This is a genomic window from Janthinobacterium sp. LS2A, from assembly GCF_036543145.1.
GTDB lineage: Bacteria > Pseudomonadota > Gammaproteobacteria > Burkholderiales > Burkholderiaceae_D > Janthinobacterium > Janthinobacterium aestuarii.
In genome coordinates this window covers 22,119-49,104 of sequence record NZ_JAZHPB010000014.1, presented here as the reverse complement: position 1 = coordinate 49,104, position 26,986 = coordinate 22,119, and the positions used below count along the sequence as shown (strand labels likewise).

The window sequence follows — 26,986 nt, the reverse complement described above, 5'->3', positions numbered from 1 at the left end:
CAGCGCGCATACGCTTTACAATCCTCGCTCGCTTTACAAAATATTGGTCATCATGAATCAGGCAGAACAGCAGCGCCTCCTGGCTATCCTGGAGTATTGGCACAAGATCGAATTTTTTATCCCGTTTGACCTGAATCAAATCACGGACGTTGAAGACCAGTCCAGCGTGCGTCTCCTGCACCGCGAACAGCTGGCGCAATTGCCGCCGCAGTTCGCCACGCAATGGCAAGTACCGTCCGACCGCGAGATCGACGGCTTTTCATTGTTCCTCGGCGTGTTCGACAAGGCGGAAATCAACAAGGCTTGTCCGCCAGCCACTGGCCCGGAAAACATTACCGAAACAGAAAAAACAGAACTGCTGGGACGCTCGTGCTTTGCCCGCCTCAATCTCAATGCGCTGGGCGAGCCGCAGTTCGATCCGGTGTCCGTGTCGACCTTGCCGTGGGCGCTGGGCCGCGCCCGCACGCCGGACTGGTCGGGCCTGAGCCTGGACGCCTTCAGCGACAGCCAGCTGGCGCTGCAGGACAGCCTGCGCAACTTCGCGGCCAGCCGCACGCCACAGCAAGTGACGGACGAGGCCGGCAATGTCTCGTCTCCCCTGTCCGGTATGGAAATCGCGGCCCTGGCCGACCTGTTGCGCGACTGGGCCGGCTTCCACCCGTCCGCCGGCCAGCCGCTGGCCGTGCTGGAATTGCGTACGCGCAAGAAACGCGCAACGGTCACGGAAGCCGATGCGCTTGAGTCCAGCCAGAACCGCAGCCTGGACTTTGGCGACGCGGTGGAACCGTCGATCGATATCCTCAACAGTTTTTACCTCGATGACCTGGAACAGATCATCCGCGCCTTGCGTGGCGGCAAGTTGCCCGCAACGGTCGCGGCCTACCTGACGCCGCTGGCGCAGGATGAGCGCATCGACCTGTACAGCCCGGCCGGCCGCCAGGCGCTGGCCGCCATGCTCAATCCGGGCAATATGAACAGGGGACACTGGCTGGAAGACGCCAGCTACGCCATGAGCCTGATGCAGCAGTTCGCCATCCACGGCGCGCGCACGGGTTTGAGCGAACGCGGCATCTTTTCCGTCAATGGCCCGCCGGGCACGGGCAAGACGACCTTGTTGCGCGAATTGTTCGCCGACAACATCGTGCGCCGGGCCAGCGTGCTGTCCTGCCTCGATCGCGCCGGCGACGCCTTCATCGGCAAGGTGGCCGTGGCCTTCGAAGGCGTGCGCGACCCGATCACCATCGCCCGCTTGCGCCCGGAACTGACGGGCTTTGAAATGGTCGTCGCCTCGTCGAATAACGCGGCGGTGGAAAACATTTCCGGCGACCTGCCAAAACCGAAGCAGCTGGGCAAGGAATGGGCACGCACGCGCTACTTTGAAAGCGTGGCGCGCCGGGTCGTGGCGGACGGCAATGGCGCCAACCGCGCGCTGAGTGAGGCGGAAGCGCCATGGGGCTTGATGTCCTGTGCACTGGGCAATAGCGCGAACCGCCGCCGCTTCGTCAGCAATTTCTATGACGACGACTGGGACAAGACCACGACGCGCAAGACGCCGAATGCGCAAAATATCCGCCAGTGGCTGGCCAGCCACCAGGGCGTGAGCTTCGCCCAGGCGGCGCGCGAATTCCGCGAGACGGAACACGTGGTGGAAAAGGCGCTGGCCGAGCACGCCCAGTACGCGGCCCTGTGGCAAGCCGTGGGTACGTGCACGGAAGCCGAATTCATCCACAGTAGCCAGCAGGCGCTGATCGCTGCCGAGCAAGAGATGGATGCGGCGAATGGCGCCCTGTCCGACGCGCTGGCGCAGCAGGACACCCTGCTCGCCAGCAAGAAGGAATTGCTGGAAGAAGAACGCCTGGTGGCGCTGACGCAGCCCGGTTTCTTTGCCCGCTTGTTCCGCACGGCACCGGCGCGCGCCTACAAGGAAGCCGTCGTGGCCAACGCCGAAGCGCAGCGCCAGGCTGCGCGCGACGTGTCCGCCATCAAGCTGCTGCTGAAGGGCGAACTGGAGCCGCGTTGCGAACGGGCCCGCAACAGCCTGCACATCGCCCTGCGCACGGCGCAATCGCGCCAGCGCGAATGGGATGACAGCACGGAACTGTTGCGCCGCGCGCGCATGCGCTTCCCCACCATCGCCGCGCCGGCGACCCTGGACGAGCTGGACGGCGACGCGCTGCAAATTGGCGGCCTGTGGCATGAACCGGCCCTGGCGCGCCTGCGCTCGCGCCTGTTTGCCAAGGCCCTGGCCCTGCATGAAGCATGGCTGGCGGAAGTGGCAAAGAAAGGCGGACCCGGCTTTGGCGGCAACTTGCTGGCCGTGTCGAAATTGCTGAAAAACAAGCGCGCCTATGACCAGTCGCACATCGCCATGATCTGGCACAGCCTGTTCATGGTGGTGCCCGTCGTGTCGACGACGTTTGCCTCGTTCGCGCGCCAGTTCCAGGGCATGGGTCCTGAATCGCTGGGCTGGCTGTTCATCGACGAGGCGGGCCAGGCCGTGCCGCAAGCGGCGCTGGGCAGCTTGTGGCGCGCCAAGCGTGCCGTCGTCGTGGGCGACCCGCTGCAGATCGAGCCCGTGTTCACGGTGCCGGGCCGCCTCGTGCAAACCCTGTCCGCCCTGTCGCCGTACACGCAGGATGGCAGTTATGCGCCGACAAGCGTGTCCGTACAGACACTGGCAGACAAGGCCAACCGCTATGGCGCAACTGTAGGCGCCAATAGCGTGCAACCGCTGTGGATCGGCAGCCCCTTGCGCGTACACCGCCGCTGCGTGGAACCGATGTTCTCGCTGGCCAACGCCATCGCCTATGAAGACAAGATGGTCTACGGGCTGGCCGAGCGCACGCCGCCGGCCGGCGCGCGGGGACTCACGCGTGGCCCCAGCTGCTGGATTGACGCCGCCGGCCCCGTCAGCTACAAGCAGGTCGTGCCCGTGCAACTCGATTTCGTGCTGGAAGTGCTGCTGAAGCTGTATCGCCGCGACGGCAAGTTGCCCGACATGTACGTGATCACGCCGTTCAAGGCCGTGCGCAACGAATTGCGTTTGCGCATCATCGACATGGACTGGGACCGCCGCCTCGGCTACGGCAAGGCGCCGACGGCGCGCGAATTGCGCCAGTGGAGCAGCCAGATGGTGGGCACCGTGCATACCTTCCAGGGCAAGGAGCAAAGCGTGGTGATGCTGGTCCTCGGCGCCGATGACAGCACGGCCGGTGCCGCCCAGTGGGCGGCAGCCACGCCGAACTTGCTCAACGTGGCCCTCACGCGCGCGCAGCACCATGTGTACATCGTCGGCAACCCGCTGCTGTGGGGCCAATTGCCGCATTTCGCGCCCGCGTGTGCGCAGTTGCCGCATACGGGCATGCATGAGTTTTTGGTGGAGATGGGTTGACGGCCCCATGACCATGCTTTACGGCGTAGGTCGGATTAGGTCCGCAGGACCGTAATCCGACAATATGGTTGGCGCGTGATGTCGGATTACGCGCTTGCGCGCTAATCCGACCTACAGTCCTCGAGCGGAAACACTAAAGTAAACGTCGTGGCGGCCGCGTCCGATGCCACGGTCGCGCTGCCGCCATGCAACTGCATGATGGCCGTGACGATGGCCAGCCCTAAGCCTGTGGAAGCGGCCGAGTCGCTGCGGGCCGGGTCGGCGCGGTAGAAACGCTCGAACAGGTGCGGCAAGTGGCGCGCGGGGATGGCGGGGCCGAGGTTGCTTACGCTCAGTTCCACACCCTCGTTGGTCGCATGCGAGCGCAGCAGTATCGTGCTGCCGGGCGCCGCGTGGCGTATCGCGTTCGACAGCAAATTGCCGAGCGCACGACGCAGCAGTTGCGGCTCGGCCGTCACCGTGCCGCTGCCATGGCAAGCCAGCGCCAGCTCGCGCTCTTCGGCCAGTCCCTCAAAGAAATCGGCCAGGCGCAAGAACTCGTCCTGCACGGGCAAGACTTGCTTGACGAGCACCATTTCATCCTGCTGCGCACGCGCCAGGAACAGCATGCTGTCGATCATGCGCGACAGCCGTTCCAGCTCCTCCACATTCGATGACACCAGCTGTTCATACTCGTGCGCGCTGCGCGGGCGGGCCAGCATCACTTGGCTTTGCCCCAGCAAATTGGTGACGGGCGTGCGGAATTCATGCGCCAGGTCGGCGGAAAACTGCGACAGCCTCGCATAGCCTTCCTGCAGCCGCGCCAGCATGGCGTTGAGCGCCTGAATCAGAGGCAGCAATTCCGTGGGCGCGCCGCGCGCATCGAGTTGCTGCTCCAGCTTGCCAGGCCGCACGAGGGCCGCATGGGCGGCGATATTGCGCAGCGGCCGCAGTCCCCGCAGCAGCATCAGGCTCGCCAACAGCGCCGCCACCAGCGCGCTGACGGCCACGGAGACGACGATTTGCCAACGGTAGGCCGCAAACATGGCCGTGCGGTCGCCGTAGACCCGGGCGACGGAAATGTCCGCCATCTGCGCCGGGTCGCCGATGCGCGCGCTGGCCGCCACGACCCTGGCCGGATAGCCGTCGCGGCTGGTCCAGCTGACGATGTCGCTGTCCGTCACGGGCGCATCGACGGCCACGGGCACAGGATGCGCCACCGTCTCGCCGTTCGGATTGACGTCGATCAAACGCGTGCCATCGGCGCGCACGATGCGCACCAGGGAATTTTCTTGGCCGCTCATGGTGTCGCGGAAATACTGGGGCCGCTCGCGGATGATGTCGAGGGTGCCCGCATTGCCCAGCAGCTGCTGAATCTGCCGCAGTTTTCCCAGCAATAAAATATCGTCGCGGCGCTCGATTTCCGCGACAAATGAACGGTACAAATGCATGCCCAGCCCGGCCGACACGAGCGCCACGATCAGTACGAACACGAGCGTGACGCGCAGGGTCAGCGAGCGGCGGAGTTGCGCCAGCTTCATTGAGCGGTGCCACTGTCAGCCACGGCAGGCGCGCGCAATTCGCAGACATAGCCCATGCCCCGCAAGGTGTGGATCAGCTTGGGTTCGAACGGATCGTCGAGCTTGCTGCGCAGGCGGCGGATGGCCGCATCGATGACGTTGGTGTCGCTCTCGAAATTGATGTCCCACACTTGCGAGGCGATGATGGAGCGCGACAAGACTTCGCCCTGGCGCCGCGCCAGCAGATGCAGCAAGCCAAATTCCTTGGCCGTCAGGGTGATGCGCTGGCCTTGCCGGCTCACCTTGCGCTTCATCACGTCGATTTCCATGTCGCCGATGCGGATCACGTCGTCTTCGCGCGGCGGCCCGCGCCGCAGCAAAGTGCGGATGCGTGCCACGAGTTCAGCAAAGGCGAACGGTTTCACCAGGTAATCATCGGCGCCCAGTTCCAGGCCTTTCACGCGGTCCTGCACCTCGTCGCGCGCCGTGAGGAAGATTACGGGCACGTCGGCGCCGCCTTCCTGCAAGCGCAGCGCGCGCAAGACTTGCCAGCCGTCCATGATGGGCAGCATGACGTCGAGCACGATGAGATCGGGCGCCTCGCTGCTGGCCATATGCAGGCCGTCGCGGCCATTGCGCGCCAGGCTCACCGTAAAGCCGGACTCGGCCAGGCCACGCAGCAGATAGTCGCCCGTCTTCGGTTCGTCTTCAATGACCAGGATGCGCATGGGTAGGGGCTTTCTTGTGGGAAGTTGAACCATTTTACGCCGCGTGCAAACCGCTGCGGATGATAAAAATGTCATGCGGCGATCATCTTCTCGTAGGGCAACACTGGCCATACTGGCGTCACTTCACTCAACGGACAGCCACATGAAAACCCTGTTACTCGGCAGTACCCTGCTGTGCCTGCTGGCCAGCCCAGCGCACGCTCAATTGCGCAAGGTCGATGACCTCTCGCTGGCGGCGGCCAACAAGCTGGCCGATGCTGCCATGGCCGCATGCCAGGCGCAAGGACGGCACATCGTCGTCACCGTGCTCGATCGTGGCGGCAATATTGTCGCTGTGCAGCGCGCCGATGGCGTCGGGCCGCACAACACGGATGCGAGCCGGCGCAAGGCCTACACGGCCCTGTCCACCAAGAATGATACCCAGGCGCTGGCCGTGGCCGCACGCGGCAATCCCGACATGGCCAATTTGACGACCGTGCCGGAACTGTTGCTGCTGGGCGGCGGCCTGCCCTTGCGAAGCAAGGGCGAAGTAGTCGGCGCCATCGGCGTGGCCGGTGGCGGCGGTGCCCTGCAAGACCGGGCCTGCGCCCATGCCGCCCTGGCCGCCATCCCTGAACTCGATTCCCCTACCCTTTAAACTGAAAGATACGACGATGAGCACACTGAAACAATTCACCGCCGCCCTGGCCTTCGCCAGCCTGTCCAGCATGGCCCTGGCCGCCGCCAATCCCTTGAGCGTGCACATTCTCGACTTGCAGAGCGGACAGCCGACGGCGGGCGTAACGGTCACCCTGGAGCAAAAGAACGGTGAAGGCTGGCAACAACTGGGCAGTGCCGTGACGAATGCGCAGGGGCGCATCGCGGCCATGTATCCGGTGGATGCGCCCATGCAGGCGGGCGATTACCGCATCGTGTTCAAGACAGGCGAGCACTATGCGCGCCTGAAACAGGAAACTTTTTTCCCGGAAATCCCCGTGCAATTCCACGTAGAAAAGACTGAGCAGCACTATCACATTCCGCTGCTGCTCAGCCCTTTCGGCTTTTCCACGTATCGGGGCAATTAACCGTTGCTCAAGCCACCGTCTTCGCCGTCTGCCCGAAGAGCACGCTTTTCGCATCGCCGCTGACGGTCGGCTGCACATTGATTTCTGCCGCCCGCGCATACGCGCGCACGGTGGCGGGACGGGCGGCAATGGCCGCGAACCAGCGCGCCAGGTGGGGGAAATCTTCCAGCTTCTGGCGCTGGCGTTCGTGCGGCACGATCCACGGGTAGATCGCCATGTCGGCGATGGAATAGCTGTCGCCTGCCACGAATGCACGGTCCGCCAGGCGCTTGTTCAGCACGCCGTATAGCCGGTTCGTTTCGTTGACGTAGCGCGTGATGGCATAGTCGATCGGTTCGGGCGCATATTGCACGAAATGGTGGTTTTGCCCGGCCATGGGGCCCAGGCCGCCCATTTGCCAGAACAGCCATTGCATGACTTCGGCACGGCCGCGCACGTCGGCCGGCAGGAATTGCCCGCTTTTCTCGGCCAGGTATTGCAGAATCGCACCCGACTCGAACAGCGACAGCGGCGCGCCGCCATCTTCCGGCGCCTGGTCGACGATGGCGGGGATGCGGTTATTCGGCGCGATGGCGAGAAACTCGGGCTTGAACTGCTCACCCTTGCCGATATGCACGGGAATAAGGTTGTAGGGGATGCCCGCTTCTTCCAGGAACATCGTCACTTTGTGCCCGTTGGGCGTGGTCCAGTAATACAGGTCGATCATCGTGGTCTTTCCAGGTAGATAAGTAGGGGCAGGCGAACTTGGCATAACTATTGTCGCGCCGCAACTGATATGCATGGATATAATGCCACGTAAGCGAAAAACAAGGCGGCGCAAGCACCCACTAGCGCCGTCACGCAGGCATCCCGACATTCCCGAGCACAAAACAAAGAAAGCCGACCATGCGCAAACTCCTGATCGTCACGCTGTCCGTCCTGCTGTCAGGCTGTGTCCAGGACTTCGCCATCTACATGTTCGATGGGCAAGACCATTCCCTGACCGTGCGCCGCCAGCAACGTTATTTTTGGCAAGATACCGTGGAAGTGCAGCTGATGGCGACCAATCTGCCGCAATGCCAGCGCTTGCATACCCTGTCCACGGATGCGCCGGCCGACATCACCGTCGAGCTGTTCGCGGCCGGCGATGGCCTGTGGAATATCCGCATGGGCAAGCAGTTGTGGCAGGCGGAAACGAATACCTGCAATGAACTGACGGAAATGGAAAACGACCCGAAAGCCGACCTGGGCCAGCCGGTCGGGCAATTCGTGGTCGTCGATGACAAGCTGGAATTCGAACCGGCGCCGCCAGCGGCGGCACCGGCCCAGTAAATCAGCGCGCCGCCAGGCTGCGCAGCGGCTTTTTCGCCGCGGCGCGCGGTGCGCCAGCCGAAGTGGCCGCCAGGCGCGGCGACGTGCCCGGCTCCTGCGCCGACAGTTTGAAGCGCGCCACCAGTTGCGCCAGCACGGCCGCCTGGTCCTGCATGCTCGACGCCGCTGCCGCCGCCTCTTCCACCAGTGCCGCATTTTGCTGCGTCACGCTATCCATCTCCGTGATCGCCTGGTTGACGTGGCCGATGCCCGTGCTTTGCTCGTGCGAGGCGGCCGTGATGTCGGCCATGATGTCGGTCACGCGCGAAACGGAAGCGACCACCTGATCCATGGTCGTGCCCGCCTGTGCAACGAGCGTGCTGCCGGCCGCGATGCTGTCGACGGAAGCGCCGATCAGCTCCTTGATTTCCTTCGCCGCACCGGCCGAGCGCTGCGCCAGATTACGCACTTCTGATGCCACGACAGCAAAGCCGCGGCCCTGTTCGCCGGCGCGCGCCGCTTCCACGGCCGCGTTCAAGGCCAGGATATTCGTCTGGAACGCGATGCCGTCGATGACGCCGATGATGTCGACGATCTTGCGCGACGAGGCGTTGATGGTGTCCATGGTGCCGATCACTTGCGCCACCACGGCGCCGCCCTGGCGGGCCACGGCGGAAGCGGACTGCGCCAGTTCATTTGCCTGCACGGCGTTGCCCGCGTTTTGCGTCACGGTCGAGGTCAATTCCTCCATCGAGGCAGCCGTTTCTTCCAGCGAGCTGGCCTGCATTTCCGTGCGCGCCGACAAGTCCATATTGCCGCTGGCGATCTCGCTCGACGCCGTGGCGATCGTCTCGGCGCTATGGCGGATTTCGCTGATCGCATCGACCAGGTTGGTTTGCATGGTTTTCATCGCGTACAGCACGCTGTGGCGATCGTTGGCATGCGTGCGCACGACGCCGCTCAAATCGTTATTCGCGATCTTTTCCGCCACGTCGGCCGCATACTCGGGATCGCCGCCCAGCGCATGGCGCAAGCTGCGGTTGATCACCACGACAACGGCGGCCAGCAAGCCGCACACGAGCACCAGCACGCCCAGCGAGGTCAGCAGCGACTGGCGGAAGGCCGCGTCGATATCGTCCATGTACACGCCCACCACCAGGGTCCAGGCCCATGGCTTGTAGGCCACCACGCGGCTCATCTTCGGTTCGGGGGTCTTCTGGCCGGGACGGGGGAAATAATAATGAACGAAGCCCTTGCCCGTATCGCTCTTGCCGACGGCCACGATGTCGCGGTACAGATAGGTGCCGTTGGCATCTTTAAAATCCGACATGTTCTTGCCATCCGTTTGCGGCGCGGCAGGATTCATCACGACGACGGCGTCGAGGTTGATGATGGACAAATAACCGGTCTCGCCGAAACGCATGCTCTTGATGACGGCCGTGGCCTGCTTCTGCGCTTCTTCCTTCGTCAAGGCGCCGCTGGCGGCCAGGTCGCCGAACATCTTGACGGCGCCCAGGCCCAGGTCGGCGGCATTGCTCAGGTCGGCGCTACGTTCTTCGATGCGGATCTTGCGCACTTCCAGGGCGTTATAGACAAAAATAACGGTGATGCACAACAGGCTGCAAATCAGGGGAATCCATAACTTCTGCTGGAACGTCAATTTCTTCATGCTGTGTCTCCAACTATCTATTTGCGGCGGTGGGGCGTGGCCCGCTTCCTGCGCGACAGGCCAGGAATGCGGCGGCGACGATGCTCTGGCGGCACCGTTCAGACGACACCAGCATACGCTCGAAATACCGGTATTTACAATGCCGGGAGGCAATGATTTTTGCTTGGTGTTGTTAATGCGTTGCGACAATTGATGAGAATTGATGCTGCATTGCAGTAAAAAAGCATGCAGATAGGGCCGGCAAGGCAGGCGGGGGTGGCGTGCCTGTGTCAAAATGCAGCCCGGATATAAGATGAATCACGAAAGCACAGCATGACCAAGAATGAAGCCATGAAACGCATCAACGACCGCCTGGGCAAACCCACCTTGACGGACAAGAACACGCATTTTGCCAGCGTCGCCAGCTATGGCACGGACGAAGGCTGGTGGCTGAAGATCCCCTTCCTGACCTTCAAGCAGGAATTGCATTTCATCCTCAACAATGAGAAAACGAAAAGTTTCCAGCACCTGAAAATCGGCGCCAACCAGATCCTCAGCCCCGGCATGAAATTCCGCAGCACGGGCGGCGCGGCCGACGCCTTCATGTCGGCCTCGGCGCCGAAGCGCCTGGTCGACTTGCTCGACGGCGGCAGCAAGTACAATTTTACAAAACACTTTGTCAACGATTATCGCTATTAGGAACACCTGACCAAACCTGCTGCGCGTCGGTTTTGTCAGGCGTTGTGTAGCCTTGTCAGATCATTTTTGGGGCGGCAGCCACGCGTGCAGCAAATGCTGGGCGATGTCGAGCGCGTCGTCGCGGCTGGTGCCGAAATGCAGGGAATAACCCCAGAACTTGCCGAACATCACGGCAAAGGCCTTGCCCGCCAGACGCTTGGCGGCGCTCGGTTCGACCAGCACCATGCCCTGGATATACGCGCGGATGGCCGCCTTGTTCTGCTTCATCCAGAGTGACGCCCGCTTGCGCTCTTCCTGCGGGTGTTCGTGCCCATCCTCGTCAAAGCCTTCCTCGCTGAGAATGACAAACGCCTGGCGGCGCGCCAGCAGCGCGTCAAACTGGGCAAACAGCATATCGGGCTGGACAGGCGCTGCCTCGCGGCGCATCCAGACGAGGGGAAAAGTGGATAGATCAAGCTGCATAGTGATGACTCCTTCAAGGGGTTGCCGTTCCTCCTTACCTTCATCAGAACACTGGCGGCGGCGGTTGCCGTTGAAGCGGGGCTGCGGATCTCCATACAATACCGTTGGCGGTGCTGCGCGTCATTGCATAAAATAGCCACAATATTATTCAATCCAGCCAGAATCCACCCATGTCCCATCCATTGCAGCCCAGCATGCTCACCACCGAGCTGGGCCTTGACGCCAGCGCCTCCCTCATGGATTTCGACGTCGATGGCGTGTTGCGCCCGCTGCTGGCCGTGGGCCTGGCCAGCGTGCCCGAGGAGGCCGAGCAGGCACCGCACCAGCACCGCAAGGGGCAGTTGCTGTATGCCACGCGCGGCGTGATTCATTGCGAGGTGGACAGCGGTGTGTGGATCGTGCCGCCCCAGTGCGCCGTGTGGATACCGGGCGGCCTGATGCATTCCGCGCAGGGCGTGGGAGAGGCCCAATGTTATTGCCTGTTTGTCGAACCGGCCATGGCGCCGGCCTTGCCCACCGTCTGCTGCACCGTGGCCGTCTCGCCCCTGCTGCGCGAACTGATCGCCAAGGCGGCCGGTTTTCCCACCCTGGCCGCGCTGCATGGCGCGCAGGAACGCCTGGTGTTCACCCTGCTCGACGAACTGGCGGCCGCGCCCGTGGAAGACTTGCATCTGCCGATGCCGCGCGATGCGCGTTTGCGCCGCCTGGCCGCCCTGCTGCTGGCGCAGCCCGCCGATAAAAGCACCCTGGCCGAGTGGGCCGGCCGCATCGGCATGAGCGAGCGCAGCATGACCCGGCAGTCACTGGAGGAATTGGGCATGAGCGTGGGCCGCTGGCGCCGGCAATTGCACGTCATCCTGGCCTTGCGACGGCTGGCGCAAGGCCACAGCGTAAAAGCGGTGGCGCTGGAACTCGGTTATGAAAATACCAGCGGTTTCGTCACCATGTTCCGCAAGGCGGCGGGCAAGCCGCCAGCGCGCTACCTGGCGGAACGGGAATCGGGAAGAGCATAAAAAAAGGCGGCATCTGCCGCCTTCGTCACGCATCATCGCCGAACAATCAGCTTTCGCGCGCCAGTGCCAGAAATTCCGTACGCAGCGCCAGGTTCGGCTGCATCTCGCCCAGCATGGCCGAGGTGATGGTTTCTTCGCCCGGCGTACGGATGCCGCGGCTTTCCATGCACAGATGGCGGCAGCGTACGACCACGCCCACCGATTTCGGTTCCAGCACTTCCATCAGGGCATTGGCGATCTGCATCGTCATGCGTTCCTGCACTTGCAGGCGCTTGGAGAAACAATCGACGAGGCGCGTCAGTTTCGACAGGCCGACGATCTTGCCGTTTGGCACGTAACCGATGGTGGCCTTGCCGAAGAACGGCGCCAGATGGTGTTCGCAATGGCTGTAGACGGGAATCCCGCGCACGACGATGAGCTCGTTGTACTGTTCCGCGCCATCTTCAAACGCTTTCAGCAAGTCCACCGGATCCTGGCCATAGCCGGACGTCCAGTGCTTCCACGCCTTGGCCACGCGTGCCGGCGTTTCCAGCAAGCCAGGACGCTGCGGATCTTCACCAAAGCTGCTGATCAGCCGGCGCCAGTCGTTTTCGGAGAATTCTTCTTGAGACATGCTACACCACCCTAAAATTTTCAATTGCCGCCAGTATATAGAAAATGCGGCAGGCTGCCCGAGCAGCCCCGGCTTTCTATGCCGTTGGCGGACGGTGGGCGCCCACCAGCAACGCGGAAATCGACACGCTCGAACTCGCCTCCGGCCACGCATCGCCGGGGCCGAACCAGCGCGCCTCGGCGATCTCGTTCTCGTCGAGGCGGATCTCGCCGTCGAGGTAATCGGCCGTAAACGCGATCATCAGCGAATGGGGAAACGGCCAGGACTGGCTCATGAAGTACTGCAGATTGTGCACGCGCAAGCCCACCTCTTCCATCACTTCGCGGTGCACGGCTTCCTCGATCGATTCACCCGCTTCCAGGAAACCGGCCAGCGGGCTGAAACGCTGCGATGGCGAGTGCTTGTGCATGGCCAGCAACACCTGTTCGCCCTTGCGGATGAGCACCATCATGGCCGGCGAAATGCGCGGATACGCGAGCATGCCGCAGGCGGCGCAGGTGAAACAGCGTTCGCCGCGCGTGCGCTGCATGGGCGTGGCGCACACGCCGCAATGGCGGTGCGTGCGCGCCCACTCGGCCAGTTGCACGGCGCGGCTGGCCAAGCCCAGGAAAGCATCGTCGACGGCATTGAACAGCGAGCGCATGCCGTGCCAGGCCAGGCCGGCACCCGGCGGCAACTCTTCGTCGGCCCAGACCGTCTGGCAATAGCGGCCCTGCCACCAGCCCACGGGCTGTGCGCGGCTCAGATCGATATCGTACGCGGCTACCTCGGCGGCCGTGGGCAAGGTCAGCTCTGGCGTACGCAACAACAAACGCCCGCGGTGAAAGACAAACGTCAGCGTATCCGTGGCGGCCGGGGCCGGTTCGGGCGCATCGATCAGGGGGACAAAGGCATCGGGAGTCTGCAGCATTCTGAAAGGAAATTTGTAAAGGTTGCTCATCATACTCCCGCCGGCGGACGCTTGCGCGCATAGCAGCGGCCGGGCCGCAAAGCAAGCATTCATCAGCCATGACAGTGTTTTTTTTGCGGCACGCCCAATCCGTTGCGTAAATGATACTGATAACGATTCTCATTTACGAAATAGCGCCCAGTTATTACAATACGGCCTATTCCGTCTCCATCGCCAGCCACTTGCCCGCGTGCCCAAGCACTGCGGCGCAGAGCCAGCCAGGAACCACTACCCTGACCTTTTCGAAAGAGCAAGATGGCAATCAAGAGCCGCAAACACGCCCCCACCCGTTTCAACCAGCACATCGGCGCCGCCCTGGCCGTGATGCTGCTGCCCGTTGCCGCCCAGGCAGCCGACCCGGCCGGCCAAAGCGCGCCCGCATCGCAGCAAACCCTGAACGAAATCAAGGTCGTGGGCTCCAAGGAAAATGATTTCAAGGCAGAAAAAGCCTCGTCGCCGAAATACACGGAAGAGCTGGTCAATACGCCGCAAACCATCGTCGTGATCAAAAAGGAATTGATCGAGCAGCAAGGTGCGCTGACCCTGACGGACGCGCTGCGCAACACGCCAGGCGTGGGTACTTTTTTCCTCGGTGAAAACGGCAACACGAACACGGGCGACGCCGTCTACATGCGCGGTTTCGATTCGTCGGGCAGCATCTATGTCGATGGCGTGCGCGACGTGGGCTCCATCTCGCGCGACGTCTTCAACATCGAACAGATCGACGTATTGAAGGGCCCGGCGGGCACGGACAGCGGCCGCGGTTCGCCGACCGGCTCGATCAACCTGGTCAGCAAGACGGCGACCATGGAAAACAAATTCAATTCGCTGCTGACAGTGGGCAGCGGCAAGCAGAAACGCGCCACGGCCGACTGGAACCGCGTTCTCGACAGCGATACCGGCACGGCATTGCGCCTGAACCTGATGACGCAGGACAGCGGCGATCCGGCGCGCGACGAAGTCAAGAACAAGCGCTGGGCCTTCGCGCCCACCGTCACCTTCGGCATCGGCAAACCGACGCGCATCACGGCCAGCTACCTGCATGTGGATCAGGACAACGTACCCGACGGCGGCGTGCCGACCATCGGCTTGCCTGGCTACTCGACGCCGGACACCATCACGAAGACAAACCCGGTCATCCGCACTTTCCTGAACGGCGCGGCCAAGGTCGATCCGAAGAATTTCTACGGCTCCACTGCGGACTACAACAAGGTCAAGGCCGATATGGGCACCTTGCGCATCGACCATGATTTCTCGCCAACCTTGCAAATCCAGAACACCACGCGCTATGGCAAGACCCAGCAGGACTACCTGCTGACGGCCTTCATGGGCAGCACCGTCAACCTGAAGACACCGGTCGCCACCGATCCGTCGACCTGGACCATGGCGCGCTCGTTGCGCACCGTGAAAGACCAGGAAAACACGATCCTGACCAACCAGACCGTGGTCAGCGCACAATTCGACACTGGCGTGCTGAAGCACTCCGTGGTGGCCGGCGCCGAGTTCACCAGCGAAAAACAGACCAACTACAGCTATGTGCCCGCCAGCCTGGGCACTTTGCAGGATGCCAATCTGTACAACCCGAACCCGCGTGACACCGTCACCGGCCATAACCCCGTACGCAGCGGCGCCTTCACCGAAGGCGAAGTCAATACGCAAAGCCTGTACGTGTTCGACACCATCAAGTTCGGCGACAAGTGGCTGTTCAACGGCGGCGTGCGTTTCGACCATTTCAACACCACGTATGATGCCGTCGCTCTGCAAGGGGCCGTGACTGCGCCTGCGGTACAGCCCTTGCCCGTCGGCACGCCGATTCCGACGCATCTGACCCTGAGCGACACCTTGGCCAACGGCAAGATCTCGGCCATGTACAAGCCAACGCCGGACAGCAGCGTGTACGCCTTGCTGGCCACGTCGAAAGCGCCGCCGGGCGTCAACTTCGCCTTGAGCGCGGGCGCCAACAGCGCGCAAAATCCAAAATATGACCCGCAGGAAACCATTACCAAGGAAATCGGTACCAAGTGGGACTTCCTGAAACAAAAACTGTCGTTCTCGGCCGCCGTCTACCAGACCACCGTCAAGAATGAAGTGGAACAAGATCCTGTGATCCCGACCATTTATTACCAGACCGGCAAGAAACGCGTGGAAGGCCTGGAACTGGGCGTGGTGGGCGAGATCATGCCGAACTGGCTGGTCAGCGCCGGCTACACGCGCATGAATACCAAGGTCGAGTCGGGCAAGGTCGTCACGGCCAGCGGCGTCAACAACCTCAGCTACACGCCAAAACAGGCGTTCACCAGCTGGACCTCGTACACCCTGCCATTCGGCCTGAAGATCGGCGGCGGCGCGCGTTACGTGGGTGAAATGCTGCGCGGCACCGATGGCGCCGTCGGCACGCCGGCACGCGTCGATGCCTACTGGGTCTTCGATGCCATGGCAAGCTACACCGTCAACAAGAACCTCGACTTGCAGCTGAATGCCTACAATCTGGCCGACAAGACCTATGTGGCGGCCATCAACAAGTCCGGCTTCCGCTACACGCCAGGCCAGCCCCGTTCGTTCAGTCTGATGGCCAATATCAAGTTCTAACGTCAAGAAAACAAGTATTACGCGACATCGAGCCCCTCTTCGGAGGGGCTTTTTTATTGTCCTGATAATCTTGCCTTTTTGACGCACTGCCGCCCTGCCGCCCTGCCGCGACTAGCGTATGAAAAGTCATACAGCGATGGCCCGCCGCGTCCAATATTTCGCGCAAGCACGCGAAGTTGCAACATCCTAACAACAAAAAAGCTTCCTTAAATCAACAACTTAAGAAGTTATGCGCCAAATGCCAATTTCAGGCATATCCTTTGCTATGTACAGGTTTTGCTGCAAATAATCGCTAGCACGCAAGGGCTTGTTTTTGAGAAATATTGACTCCAAGCTTGAGTTGCTCGCTATCAATAATCCGCTCACAGCGGCGTTTCACCGGAGGAGTCAAAATGAAAAAGAAACGGCCATTAACCCTGTACATCCTGATTGCCATGGTCCTCGGCATTATTGTCGGCTATGGATGCAACACCGCTTTCCCTGATGCCAAGCTCAGCGCTCAGATCGCTGGCAATATTTCCATCGTCACCGACGTCTTCCTGCGCCTGATCAAGATGATCATTGCGCTGCTGGTGTTCTCGACCCTGACAGTCGGTATCGCTCACATGGGCGACGGCAAGACGGCCGGCCGCATCGGCCTGAAAGCCATGTGCTGGTTCGTCGTTGCCTCGCTGGTTTCGCTGGCGCTGGGCATGGTGCTGTCGAACCTGATGCAGCTGGGTACCAACCTGGGCTTGCCGTTGCCGGACGTACACGCTTCGACGAATTTGAAAACGGCCGCCTTCACCTTGAAAGACTTCTTCACGCACCTGGTGCCGAAGTCGCCGATCGAGGCCATGGCCAACAATGAAATCCTGCAAGTGCTGGTGTTCTCGATCTTCTTCGGCGGCGCACTGGCCGGCCTGGGCGAATCGGGCAAGACCCTGACGGCCGTCGTCGACCAGCTGGCGCAAGTCATGCTGCGCATCACCGGCACCATCATGAACCTGGCCCCACTGGCCGTGTTCGCCGCGATGGCTTCCGTCATCACCACGCACGGCCTGGGCGTGCTGGTCACGTTTGCCAAGTTCATGGGTGGCTTCTACCTGGGCCTGATGTGCCTGTGGGCACTGCTGATCGGCGCCGGCTTCGTCGTCATCGGCCCGCGCGTCTTCAAACTGGTCGGCCTGATCCGCGAACCGTTCCTGCTGGCATTCTCGACGGCCAGCTCGGAAGCGGCCTATCCAAAACTGCTGACGGCGCTCGACCAGTTCGGCGTGGACCGCAAGATTTCCAGCTTCGTGCTGCCGATGGGCTACTCCTTCAACCTCGATGGCTCGATGATGTACTGCACCTTTGCCGTGCTGTTCATCGCGCAAGCCTACGGTATCGACCTGTCGATCGGCACGCAGATCACCATGCTGCTGCTGCTGATGCTGACCTCGAAAGGCATGGCCGGCGTACCGCGCGCCTCGCTGGTGGTGATTGCCGCTACCCTGAACCAGTTCAATATCCCGGAAGCGGGCTTGCTGCTGCTGATGGGCGTCGACCAATTCCTCGACATGGGCCGTTCGGCCACCAACGCGGTCGGCAATGCCGTCGCCACGGCTGTCGTCGCCAAGTGGGAAGGTGGCCTGGCCACCGAGGAAGAAGCCGCCGCGGCCAACGCGGCCAGCCAGAACACGGAAAGCCATTGGGGCGAAGCGGATCACGCTAGCAAAGCCTGATAGCGCCATGGCCCGCCACAAGCGGGCCATTTATTTGTTGTCGATGTTGAGTAACAAGCAGTCAGGTAGTGCGATCAGTAGTCATTCCAACTTATTAGAGAGATTTTCATGAAAAAAGTCCTGTTTACCCTGCTGACCCTCGGCGCAGCCTCCACCGGCGCCATGGCCCAATCGAGCGTGACCATGTATGGCGTGGCTGACGCCGGCCTGGTGTTCGACAAGGATGCGTCCGGAGACCGCCTGAACCGCGTCGCTTCCGGCGTCGCTTCGGGCTCGCGCATCGGCTTCAAGGGCAAGGAAGACCTCGGTGGTGGCCTGGCCGCTACCTTCGTACTGGAAAGCGGTTTCAATATCGATACCGGTACCTCGGGCCAGGGCGGCCGGCTGTTCGGCCGCCAGGCGTATGTGGGCCTGACCGGCAGCGCCGGCGCCCTCACCCTGGGCCGCCAATATACGCCGTACTACCTGGCCCTGCGCGACGTGGCCGATCCGTTTGTCATCGGCCTGGCCGGCACGGCATCGAACATTATGGCGACGAATTATCGCATCGACAACATGGTGCAATACAGCACGCCGACCTGGAGCAAGCTGTCGGCCGACCTGGCGTATGGTTTTGGCGAAGTGGCCGGCGACAATGCGAAAAACCGCAGCATGGGCGGCGCCGTGCATTACATCGACGGTCCGCTGAACGTGACCCTGACGCACCACCGCCAGGAAAATGCGCTGGCGACCCAGCAAACGCGCAACACCCTGCTGGCCACGCGCTACGACTTTGGCGTGGTGCAAGGTAACTTCGGCTACGCCGACAACCGTGCCCTCGACGACAGCAAGAGCAACGACATCCTCGTCGGCTTCAGCGCCCCGTTCGGCGCCACCAAGCTGGTCGCGTCGTACATCCGCCACAACGACAAGAGCAATGCCAACCGTGACGCCCAGCAGTGGGCCATCGGCGCCTTCTATGCACTGTCCAAGCGCAGCGACCTGTACACAGGTTACGGCCACATCAGCAACAAGAACGGCGCTACCTACAAGGTTGGCAATGCCACGGACGATGGCACCGGTAACAGCGGTTTCAACCTCGGCATGCGCCACACGTTCTAAGGACGTCGGCCAAAATCTACTGCGCGGCGCGCTTTGCGGCCGGCGATGCTCACCGTACTAAAGTACGGTTGCGCTTCTCGGCCACAAATCACTGCCGCTCGCTACGATTTTGTCGGACGTTGAGATGTCCGTAAAATAGAAGTGTGGGCCGCCGGATGCATATCCGGCGGCTTTTTCTTTTTACGCAATATTTAAATGCGATACTGTGGGTTCTTGCAAGTTGGCAGCTGATTTTATGAATAGCAGTACTACCAAACCCTCCCTTTCCTGGCGCCAGCGCCTGTCGCAACGGTCGGGCCGCGAAACGCTGGCCTGGGGCGTGGTGCTGGCCGCCTGCCTGGCCACCGTCTGGCTCGTGTATTTCTGGACCGAACGCATCGCCATCGGCAAGCTGCAGGCCAGCGGCGCGCAGCGCCTCGAGGTGTATGTCAGCAGCCTCGAAAATGCGCTGGAGAAATACGACTTCCTGCCCAAGACCCTAGAGCTGAACCGCGACGTGATCCGCCTGCTGCAGCACCCGGAAGATCCGGTCCTCGTCGATACGGTCAATCATTACCTCGAGCAGATGAATGCCCAGGCGAAATCGTCGACCATTTTCATCAGCAACCTCGATGGCAACACGCGGGCCGCCAGCAACTGGCAGCAGCCCGACAGCTTTATTGGCGACAATATCTCGTTCCGCCCCTACGCCCAGGACGCGCTGCGCGGCACGCCGGGCCGCTTCTATGGCGTCGGCACGACACGGCTGGAACCCGGTTACTTCTTTGCCCACGGCATCTACCAGAATGGCCACATGCTGGGCCTGGCAACGGTAAAGGTGAACCTGGAAACCCTGGAAAAACGCTGGGTGCAGGGCGCCGACAAGGTCATGCTGGCCGACGAGCACGGCGTGATCTTTCTCAGTTCCATGGCGGACTGGAAGTACAAGACCCTGGCGCCGCTGTCGCCCGCCATCGTCGAAGAACTCAACCGCACGCGCCAGTACTATTCGAAGCAGCTGGCCGCCATCCCTTTCGTTTCCGACCGCCAGCTGGGCAATGGGGCCCGCGTGATCAGCGTACGCGAGCAGGAACACGCCGACACGCCGCCGAAGATCAGCTCGAGCGTCATGACGCAGATCAAGCTCAAGTCGCCGCAAGGCTGGACTTTCATTTATTTGTCCGACCTGGCCCAGGCCAAAGCCAGCGCGCGCGCGGCGGCCGCCTTCTCCTGCGTGCTGCTGGGCTTTTTCATGCTGCTGTTCTTTTACCTGCGCCAACGCCGCGCGGCCGTGGCGCAAAAATTGCGCGCCCGCGAAGATCTGCAGCATGCCTATGACAACCTGGAAGCCATGGTCGAAGAACGCACGTCGGAACTCAATGCCATGACGCAAAGCCTGAGCCAGGAAATCGAGGTGCGCAGCAAGGCCGAGCAAAAGCTGCACATCACGCAAAATGAACTGTTCCAGGCCGGCAAGATGGCCGTGCTGGGGCAAATGTCGGCCAGCATCACGCATGAACTGAACCAGCCGCTGACGGCGCTGCGCACCATGTCCGACAATGCCGTCATCCTGCTCGAGCGGGGACGGCTCGACGACGCGCGGCGCAACCTGGCGAAGATATCGCAAATTGCGGCCAGGATGGGGACCATTACGGGCCAATTGAAGATTTTTGCGCGCAAGTCGACGACCAGCCTGACCTCCGTGTCGATCCCCACGGCCATCAGCAATGCCCTGTTCCTCGTCGAACGCCGGCTGCAGGTGGAAAATGTGCGTTTTACCTTGCAACTGCCGCCCGAAGACATCTTCGCCATGTGCGAAAGCAACCGCCTGGAACAGGTGCTGGTGAATCTGTACGCGAATGCGCTCGACGCCATGAATGGCAGCGACGTGCGCAGCCTGCGCGTGTCCGTCGAATGCACGCCCGAACACGTACTGATCCATGTAGCCGACACGGGCCCGGGCCTGTCGACGGAAGTGTATGAGCACCTGTTCGAACCGTTCTTCACGACAAAACCGCAAGGCTTGGGACTGGGCCTGGGACTGGCCATTTCCGAACAGATCACGCGCCAGTTCGGCGGCGTGCTGCGCGCCGAAAACGCCCCCGGCGGCGGCGCCATCTTCACCATCGAACTACAGATAGCAACGCAGGAGGAAAAACATGTTTGACGGCTTGAAGGTCTTGCTGGTCGAAGACGACCCCACCGTACGCGAAGGCAGCGAGCAGGCATTGCAACTGGCCGGCCTGGACGTGCTGGCCTTCCACTCGGCCGAGCTGGCCTATAAACTGCTCACGCCCGATTTCCCCGGCATCGTCGTCAGCGACGTGCGCCTGCCCGGCATGAGCGGCCTGGAATTGCTGCAAGCGGTCAAGACGCTCGATGCCAACCTGCCCGTGATCCTCGTCACGGGCCATGGCGACATCACCATGGCCGTGCACGCCATGCGCACGGGCGCCTACGATTTCATCGAAAAACCATATTCGTCCGACCAGCTGGTCGACGTCATCCTGCGCGCACTGGAAACGCGGCGCCTGACCCTGGAAGTGCACAGCCTGCGCCGCCAGCTCGAGGACGGCGGCGGCATCGAAGCGCGGCTATTGGGCAATTCCGTGGCGATGCGCGACATACGGCGCTTGATACTCGACGTAGCCGACGAACCGGCAGACGTGCTGATCTATGGCGACACGGGTACGGGCAAGGAAATGGTGGCCCGCTGCCTGCACGACTTCAGCCACCGCCGCAAGCACAACTTTGTCGCCGTCAACTGCGGCGCTATTCCCGAAAGCATTTTTGAGAGCGAAGTCTTCGGCCACGAACCGGGCGCGTTTACGGGTGCGGCCAAACGGCAGGTGGGCAAGATCGAGCACGCGGACCAGGGCACTTTTTTCCTCGACGAAATCGAATCGCTGCCCCTGTCGCTGCAAGTGAAATTGTTGCGCGTGCTGCAGGAACGCTATATCGAGCGGCTCGGCTCGAACGTGCCCACGCCCGTCGACGTGCGCGTCATCGCGGCGGCCAAGCTGGACCTGGAAGACTTGTCGCAGCAGCAGAAATTCCGCAGCGACCTGTACTACCGCCTGAACCTGATCGTGCTGCACCTGCCGCCGCTGCGCGAACGGCGCGAGGATATTCCCATCCTGTTCGAACACTTCGTGCTGGCCGCCGCCGCCCGCTACAACCGCGCCGCGCCCGTCGTTTCCAGCGCGCAGATGCGCAACCTGATGGCCCATTCCTGGCCCGGCAATGTACGCGAACTGCGCAATATCGCCGACCGCTTCGTGCTCGGCATCGCCGGTGGCGCATCGAGCCTGCTGGCGAGCGGCCAGGCGAGCCCCTTGTCGCTGGCGGAACAGGTGAACGGCTTCGAACGTGCATTAATCGAGCAGGAACTGCGCGCATATGCGGGCAACGTCAGCGAAGTGAGTGCGGTGCTCGGCTTGCCGAAACAGACCTTGTATCACAAGATGCAGAAGTACAATCTGGTGGCGGAAGAATTCCGCTAGGGAGCGACGCGGGGGAAACTTATCAAAAAGAGCAGCAATATATTGCTGTATGGTATATATTGTTTCTTTTTGATAATTTAAAATTCACAATGAAAAACCCTGCCGTCCTGTTTTCCCTGTTACTCAGTGCCTCCGGTTTTGCCCAGGATGCCGTCACCACCGACGCCCCCGCAGCTGCAGCCGCCGAAGCGGCCAGCGCGCCAGCCGCACCGGCAACATCGGCCATCAGCCGCCTGCGCCTGTTCGGCCAGAATGGCGCCACGGCCTTCCTGTACCGCGACAGCAGCTGCATCCGCGGCATGTTCAGCGATGGCGTGGAAAAGGCCAGCGGCGGCATGAGTTCAGCCTTCGGCTCCCTGATCGGCACTGTCAGCAATACCAGCCTGGGCATCGCGGAGACGGAAACGTCGCAAAACCTGGCGCGCAAGGACGGCTTTTTCTCGAAAGCCTATTTCCGCGAATATGAAGTTCCCGCCGACAAGCCCAGCAGCTTGCGCCTGGGCTTCCAAGACGTGTCCTCGTTTTACGTGGCCAACGGAGTGCGCTATGAAAGCGTCTCGCCCAGCTGCCATGGCGACATCACCTTCACGCCGCGCGCCGGCGAAGATTACGAAGCGGCGTTCTCGTGGGAAGGCAAGCGCTGCAGCATCAGCATCAACCAGGTGATAGCCAAGGACGGCAAGACGGAACTCGTGCCCGTGCCCGTCACGCGCGCCCCAAGCTGCTAAAGCGCTCAGGCGGCGCCGACGAATCCTGTGCGCAAGGGCGTGGCCCAGTCGGGCCGGCCGTTGGCCAGCGCCAGCCGGGCCGCCTTTTCCCAGTCATATTCCACGGCGTAGAACTGCGCCGTCCAGCGGCCATCGGTCCCCTGTTCGGCAATCGCATAGCGCGCGTGCGGCGTGCCGTTTTCCATCACGTGCGGATAACCATGGTCGTCGTCATAGGCTTGCAAACCGACGCTGCCCGGGTTGACGATCAGCCGCCCGTCGGCCAGGCGTACCTGGCGCGGCATGTGCGTGTGGCCGCACAGGATCAGCGCGGCGTCCGTCTCGCCGGCCCGTTCGGCCACTTCCATCGGCGTGGCGGCGCGGCTGCCTTGCGGCGTGACGCTGTCGAGAAAATACACAAGGTCGCTGGCGGGCGTGCCATGCACGAGCAACACATCGTGCCGCAGGCGCAAGGTGGCGGGCAGCGCCGCAATCCAATCCAGTTGCTCCGGCAACAGTTGCGTGCGCGCATAGGCGTCCGACACACCCATGCGGGCCGGATCGCCCAGCAGCTGGCGTTCGTGGTTGCCGCGGATGGTCGGCAAGCCGAGCCCCATCAGGCGTGCTGCCGTGGCGCGCGGCTGCAGATGGCCCGAGACGATATCGCCAAGGTTGACGGTCACGTCCACGCCACGCAGGGCGATGTCGGCCAGCACGGCGTCAAGCGCGTCGAGGTTGCCGTGGATATCGGATATGGCGGCGATTCTCATGTTCCCTCCTGTGCACACCATTCTGCGCGCGTCAGACGATACAGGCAATGCGTGCGCAATGCGTGTCCTGGCGCCAGGGCCGGATGCTCGAACGTGTCCGCATCGCGGCGCATGCCCAGACGCGCCATCAGCGTGCTCGAACGCAAGTTGGGCAGCGCCGTGAACGCGACGATTTCCGGCAATTGCAAGCGTTCAAAACCTGCCCGCAAGGCGGCGTGCGCCGCTTCCTGCGCGTAACCTTGTCCCCAGTAATCGAATGCCAGGCGCCAGCCGATTTCCACGCACGGCGAACATGGCAGTTGCACAGCGGGAATATGCAAGCCCGTCATGCCGATGAAGGCATCGCTTTCCCGCAAGGCCACGGCCCACAAGCCCCAGCCGCGCTCGGCGATCAGCCCGCTGCAGCGCTTCGCCATGGTGTCGCTGGCGTCGCGCGACAGGGCCGTCGGAAAATAGGCCATCACGCGGGGATCGGCATTCAGGTCCGCGAACGGCGCGAAGTCGCTGTCGCGCCATTGCCGCAGCACCAGCCGCGGCGTCACCAGTTCCATAATTTCCTGCATCGTTTCCATCCCTTCATTACCAGTTTTTACAGTTGATTTACCGGCGGTAGGACAAGTCCGACGGACAGTTGCGCCGTGCGGCTACGTGATCTAAATGTAACAGTTGCTACCATTTCCTCATTGCACTGTTGCCCAAAGCGTCGCGACAGTTTTTACTTTATTTTGAGGAGTTGCCCCATGTCTGCCATGTCCGTGTCCACCCGCCTGTCCCCACCACGCCCGCACCATCTTGCCTTGCGCGGCGCCATGATGCTGGGCGTGCTGGGCATTGCCACGGCGGCCGCCACGGCGCGGGCCGAACCGTCGCCCACCCTGGACCGTGTCAGCATCTCGGTAGGCGCCTTTTCCGCCGATCCGCGCATCAATATCGGCGCCGACACGCAATTTGGCCGCATCGACGCGCCCGAATCAAAGCCAAGCCATACCACTATCCCGCGCGTCAAGGCGGACTTGCTGATTGGCGACCGCCATGGCCTGGCATTCGACTATTACCGCTACGACAAATCCTACACGCCCACCTTGACGGGCGAAACCATCATCAATGGCCAGCCTGTCACGGGCACGGCCACGGCGAATGCGGATCTGAAGCTGGACCTGGCCAAGCTGGCCTATAAATGGTGGCTGGGCAGCGGCAACGATACCTTCGGCATCGGCCTGGGCGCCGCCTACTACCATGCCAACCTGAAAGGCACGGCCACCGGCGTCGTCAATGGTGAAACGGCCACGGCGCGCGATTCCATCGGCGAGCACGCGTTTGCGCCACTGCTGGAAGTGGGCTGGCGCCACGCCTTCACGCCGGACTTGCGCATGTATGCGGAAGCGTCGGGCATCAAGAAAAACGGCGGACGCATCAATGGCCACATCTACGGCGGCAATGTCGGCGTGGAATGGTTCCCGTTCAAAAATATCGGTTTCGTGGCCGATTACGGCATCTCGAAAATCAAGCTGCACCGCGACAGCGAACGCGATGCCGACCTGAACATCCGTCTGACGGGACCGTCGGCGTATGTGAAAGTACGCTTCTAATCCAGCTCAGGCCGCCGGTTTCAGCAACGTCAACTGGAACTGCGGCAAGTCCGGATCATCCCACGTCTCGACCCTGGCAAACGGCAGGCGCGCAAACGCCTGCCGCCAGAACGCGCAGGCATTAGCATCGGCGCGGAACGTCGCCACCATCCACGTCTGCTGGCTGCCCAGCAGCACACGCCGCACCACTTCCAGCGCCCAGCCTCGGCGCCGGTACTTATTCAAAATAAAAAAATCGCTGAACTCCTGCACCGGCAGCTCGCCCGCCATGCCAGGCTCCGTGATGAAAAAGCCCGCCAGCACGCCATCGACCTCGATCCAGACGGCCGTATGCCCGGGCGCATGCACATACTCGGCCAGCCCGGCATCGCACACGTCGTAGCGGCCGTCGGCCAGCACGTCTTCGCCGCTCCAGGCGGTGTTGTCGTAGCAGTACAGCTGGAACAGCCGCGCCAGCGCCCCTTCTTCGCCGGGTACAACGGCGCGCAATGTCATGTTCTGTGCTACCGGCATGGTCCCTTCTTTCCGCCATCTGGCGTCATTGAGATGGCGAGTGTAGCACCACGTCGTTCATCGCTTCCTCGTGCATTCCAGCCCTGCATTCCCACCCTTGGTCGCAAAAATATTAATTTCCATCCAATTGGTTATATATTATTGTTTTTAAGTAACATCCGCCATCGCGGCTGAAAAACAAGGGTGATCCCCTTCCACAGACCGGCAGGCATGCATCTGCCGGCTTTCATACCCAAGCTCTGGAGAGTGCTGCACATGCTATCGATCAAACAGCTGAACAAAACGTATGCCAATGGCGTCAAGGCCATCAACAATGTCAGCCTGGAAATCCCCAACGGGATGTTCGGCTTGCTGGGACCGAATGGCGCGGGCAAGTCCTCGCTGATGCGCACCATTGCGACATTGCAAGATCCCGATAGCGGCAGCATCCATTTCGATGGCATCGATGTGCTGCAGGACAAGGCCGGCCTGCGCCGCCAGCTCGGCTACCTGCCGCAAGATTTCGGCGTATATCCGAAGGTCAGCGCGGAAACCCTGCTCAACCACTTTGCAGTGCTCAAAGGTTTGACGGAAAAGGGCCCGCGCAAGGAGGCCGTGGAAGCCTTGCTGCAGCAAACCAATCTGTGGGAAGCGCGCAAGCGCAACCTGGGCACGTATTCGGGCGGCATGCGCCAGCGCTTCGGCATCGCCCAGGCGCTGCTGGGCGCGCCGCGCCTGGTGATCGTCGATGAACCGACGGCCGGCCTGGATCCGGACGAGCGCAACCGCTTCCTGAACCTGCTGGCGAAGATCGGCGAGCAAGTGGTCGTCATCCTGTCGACGCACATCGTCGACGATGTGACGGACCTGTGCCCGCGCATGGCGATGATCGTCAAGGGACAGGTGCTGGTGCAGGGCGAGCCGCAGGCGGCCATCGATACGCTGTTGGGCAAGGTATGGCGCCGCAGCGTCAGCATGGACGAGCTGGCGCAGTACCAGCAAACCTTGCACGTGCTGTCGACGCGCCTGGTGGGCGGCAAGCCGCAAATCAATGTGTTTGCCGACAGCCAGCCCGACAGCGGCTTCACGCAGATCGCCCCGGACCTGGAAGACGTGTACTTCCTGCACGTGCGCAACGCCGCCCGCAGTGGCGCCGCCGCGCCGGCCGCCGTCGCAGCCGCAGCGTAAGGGGCC

At 62.1% G+C, this 26,986-nt stretch carries 24 protein-coding genes; 14 read left to right on the top strand and 10 right to left on the bottom strand.

All coding sequences use genetic code 11. The features are described from left to right. Positions 1-52: 52 nt before the first annotated feature. The gene (locus V3C40_RS27120) at positions 53-3,391 is read left to right on the top strand and encodes a DEAD/DEAH box helicase (RefSeq protein ID WP_331779010.1); all 3,339 of its coding nucleotides are present in this window, start codon (positions 53-55) and stop codon (positions 3,389-3,391) included. Positions 3,392-3,492: 101 nt separating this feature from the next. Here V3C40_RS27120 and V3C40_RS27115 read toward each other — a convergent pair whose 3' ends face one another. Beyond that, positions 3,493-4,911, bottom strand: a complete 1,419-nt coding sequence (locus V3C40_RS27115; RefSeq protein WP_319993493.1) for a heavy metal sensor histidine kinase — start codon at positions 4,909-4,911, stop codon at positions 3,493-3,495. Next, a complete protein-coding gene (locus V3C40_RS27110; RefSeq protein WP_139091984.1) occupies positions 4,908-5,618 on the bottom strand; it encodes a heavy metal response regulator transcription factor in 711 nt (236 codons plus the stop codon). The genes V3C40_RS27115 and V3C40_RS27110 overlap by 4 nt, the downstream gene beginning before the upstream one ends. 142 nt (positions 5,619-5,760) lie before the next feature. Between V3C40_RS27110 and V3C40_RS27105 the strand changes: the two genes are divergently transcribed. Both V3C40_RS27105 and uraH read left to right on the top strand, forming a co-directional pair. Next, a complete protein-coding gene (locus V3C40_RS27105; protein ID WP_331779009.1) occupies positions 5,761-6,255 on the top strand; it encodes a GlcG/HbpS family heme-binding protein in 495 nt (164 codons plus the stop codon). Positions 6,256-6,271: 16 nt separating this feature from the next. Then, complete coding sequence (gene uraH, locus V3C40_RS27100) at positions 6,272-6,682, top strand: hydroxyisourate hydrolase (protein ID WP_331779008.1); 411 nt, start codon at positions 6,272-6,274, stop codon at positions 6,680-6,682. 7 nt (positions 6,683-6,689) lie between these two features. Here uraH and V3C40_RS27095 read toward each other — a convergent pair whose 3' ends face one another. Further along, positions 6,690-7,388, bottom strand: a complete 699-nt coding sequence (locus V3C40_RS27095) for a glutathione binding-like protein (RefSeq protein WP_128140559.1) — start codon at positions 7,386-7,388, stop codon at positions 6,690-6,692. Between the two features lie 179 nt (positions 7,389-7,567). On the opposite strand from V3C40_RS27095, the gene V3C40_RS27090 reads away from it, so the two are divergent. Next, the gene (locus V3C40_RS27090; RefSeq protein ID WP_034754379.1) at positions 7,568-7,993 is read left to right on the top strand and encodes a hypothetical protein; all 426 of its coding nucleotides are present in this window, start codon (positions 7,568-7,570) and stop codon (positions 7,991-7,993) included. 1 nt (position 7,994) lies between these two features. Here the strand turns inward: V3C40_RS27090 and V3C40_RS27085 are convergent, their stop codons facing one another. Then, positions 7,995-9,641 (bottom strand): methyl-accepting chemotaxis protein, encoded by a 1,647-nt coding sequence (locus V3C40_RS27085; protein ID WP_331779007.1) that lies wholly within the window; start codon positions 9,639-9,641, stop codon positions 7,995-7,997. Positions 9,642-9,953: 312 nt separating this feature from the next. Between V3C40_RS27085 and V3C40_RS27080 the strand changes: the two genes are divergently transcribed. Beyond that, the gene (locus V3C40_RS27080; protein ID WP_034781254.1) at positions 9,954-10,319 is read left to right on the top strand and encodes a hypothetical protein; all 366 of its coding nucleotides are present in this window, start codon (positions 9,954-9,956) and stop codon (positions 10,317-10,319) included. 60 nt (positions 10,320-10,379) lie between these two features. Here V3C40_RS27080 and V3C40_RS27075 read toward each other — a convergent pair whose 3' ends face one another. Beyond that, on the bottom strand, positions 10,380-10,781 hold the full coding sequence (locus tag V3C40_RS27075) for a hypothetical protein (RefSeq protein WP_331779006.1): 402 nt from the start codon (positions 10,779-10,781) through the stop codon (positions 10,380-10,382). A gap of 170 nt (positions 10,782-10,951) precedes the next feature. On the opposite strand from V3C40_RS27075, the gene V3C40_RS27070 reads away from it, so the two are divergent. After that, a complete protein-coding gene (locus tag V3C40_RS27070; RefSeq protein ID WP_331779005.1) occupies positions 10,952-11,794 on the top strand; it encodes an AraC family transcriptional regulator in 843 nt (280 codons plus the stop codon). A 46-nt stretch (positions 11,795-11,840) separates the two neighbouring features. On the opposite strand, the gene folE is transcribed toward V3C40_RS27070, so the two are convergent. Together folE and nudC are read right to left on the bottom strand one after the other, a co-directional pair. Next, on the bottom strand, positions 11,841-12,407 hold the full coding sequence (gene folE, locus V3C40_RS27065; protein WP_034754386.1) for a GTP cyclohydrolase I FolE: 567 nt from the start codon (positions 12,405-12,407) through the stop codon (positions 11,841-11,843). Between the two features lie 76 nt (positions 12,408-12,483). Next, on the bottom strand, positions 12,484-13,317 hold the full coding sequence (nudC, locus tag V3C40_RS27060; RefSeq protein ID WP_070302960.1) for an NAD(+) diphosphatase: 834 nt from the start codon (positions 13,315-13,317) through the stop codon (positions 12,484-12,486). Between the two features lie 294 nt (positions 13,318-13,611). On the opposite strand from nudC, the gene V3C40_RS27055 reads away from it, so the two are divergent. The 6 genes from V3C40_RS27055 to V3C40_RS27030 all read left to right on the top strand — a co-directional run bounded on the left by V3C40_RS27055 (position 13,612) and on the right by V3C40_RS27030 (position 22,962). Further along, positions 13,612-15,945 carry a catecholate siderophore receptor Fiu gene (locus V3C40_RS27055; RefSeq protein ID WP_070302962.1) on the top strand — a complete coding sequence of 778 codons (2,334 nt, stop codon included), beginning with the start codon at positions 13,612-13,614 and terminating at the stop codon, positions 15,943-15,945. A 392-nt stretch (positions 15,946-16,337) separates the two neighbouring features. Further along, a complete protein-coding gene (locus V3C40_RS27050) occupies positions 16,338-17,651 on the top strand; it encodes a dicarboxylate/amino acid:cation symporter (RefSeq protein ID WP_034754392.1) in 1,314 nt (437 codons plus the stop codon). A 108-nt stretch (positions 17,652-17,759) separates the two neighbouring features. After that, positions 17,760-18,752 carry a porin gene (locus V3C40_RS27045; RefSeq protein WP_051991521.1) on the top strand — a complete coding sequence of 331 codons (993 nt, stop codon included), beginning with the start codon at positions 17,760-17,762 and terminating at the stop codon, positions 18,750-18,752. Positions 18,753-18,987: 235 nt separating this feature from the next. Further along, the gene (locus V3C40_RS27040; protein WP_034754394.1) at positions 18,988-20,898 is read left to right on the top strand and encodes a sensor histidine kinase; all 1,911 of its coding nucleotides are present in this window, start codon (positions 18,988-18,990) and stop codon (positions 20,896-20,898) included. Then, complete coding sequence (locus V3C40_RS27035) at positions 20,891-22,234, top strand: sigma-54-dependent transcriptional regulator (protein ID WP_070302966.1); 1,344 nt, start codon at positions 20,891-20,893, stop codon at positions 22,232-22,234. Before V3C40_RS27040 ends, V3C40_RS27035 begins: the two co-directional genes overlap by 8 nt. 89 nt (positions 22,235-22,323) lie before the next feature. Beyond that, positions 22,324-22,962, top strand: coding sequence for a hypothetical protein (locus tag V3C40_RS27030; RefSeq protein WP_072457534.1), 639 nt, complete (start codon positions 22,324-22,326; stop codon positions 22,960-22,962). Positions 22,963-22,967: 5 nt separating this feature from the next. Here the strand turns inward: V3C40_RS27030 and V3C40_RS27025 are convergent, their stop codons facing one another. Next, on the bottom strand, positions 22,968-23,711 hold the full coding sequence (locus V3C40_RS27025) for a metallophosphoesterase family protein (protein WP_331779004.1): 744 nt from the start codon (positions 23,709-23,711) through the stop codon (positions 22,968-22,970). Continuing rightward, positions 23,708-24,274: a GNAT family N-acetyltransferase gene (locus V3C40_RS27020; protein WP_331779003.1), complete on the bottom strand. Its 567-nt coding sequence runs from the start codon at positions 24,272-24,274 to the stop codon at positions 23,708-23,710. Before V3C40_RS27020 ends, V3C40_RS27025 begins: the two co-directional genes overlap by 4 nt. A 177-nt stretch (positions 24,275-24,451) precedes the next feature. On the opposite strand from V3C40_RS27020, the gene V3C40_RS27015 reads away from it, so the two are divergent. Beyond that, complete coding sequence (locus V3C40_RS27015; protein ID WP_331779002.1) at positions 24,452-25,300, top strand: hypothetical protein; 849 nt, start codon at positions 24,452-24,454, stop codon at positions 25,298-25,300. Between the two features lie 6 nt (positions 25,301-25,306). On the opposite strand, the gene V3C40_RS27010 is transcribed toward V3C40_RS27015, so the two are convergent. Next, positions 25,307-25,813 carry a hypothetical protein gene (locus V3C40_RS27010; protein ID WP_331779001.1) on the bottom strand — a complete coding sequence of 169 codons (507 nt, stop codon included), beginning with the start codon at positions 25,811-25,813 and terminating at the stop codon, positions 25,307-25,309. A gap of 255 nt (positions 25,814-26,068) precedes the next feature. Between V3C40_RS27010 and V3C40_RS27005 the strand changes: the two genes are divergently transcribed. Further along, positions 26,069-26,980, top strand: coding sequence for an ABC transporter ATP-binding protein (locus tag V3C40_RS27005; RefSeq protein ID WP_331779000.1), 912 nt, complete (start codon positions 26,069-26,071; stop codon positions 26,978-26,980). Positions 26,981-26,986 lie beyond the last annotated feature (6 nt).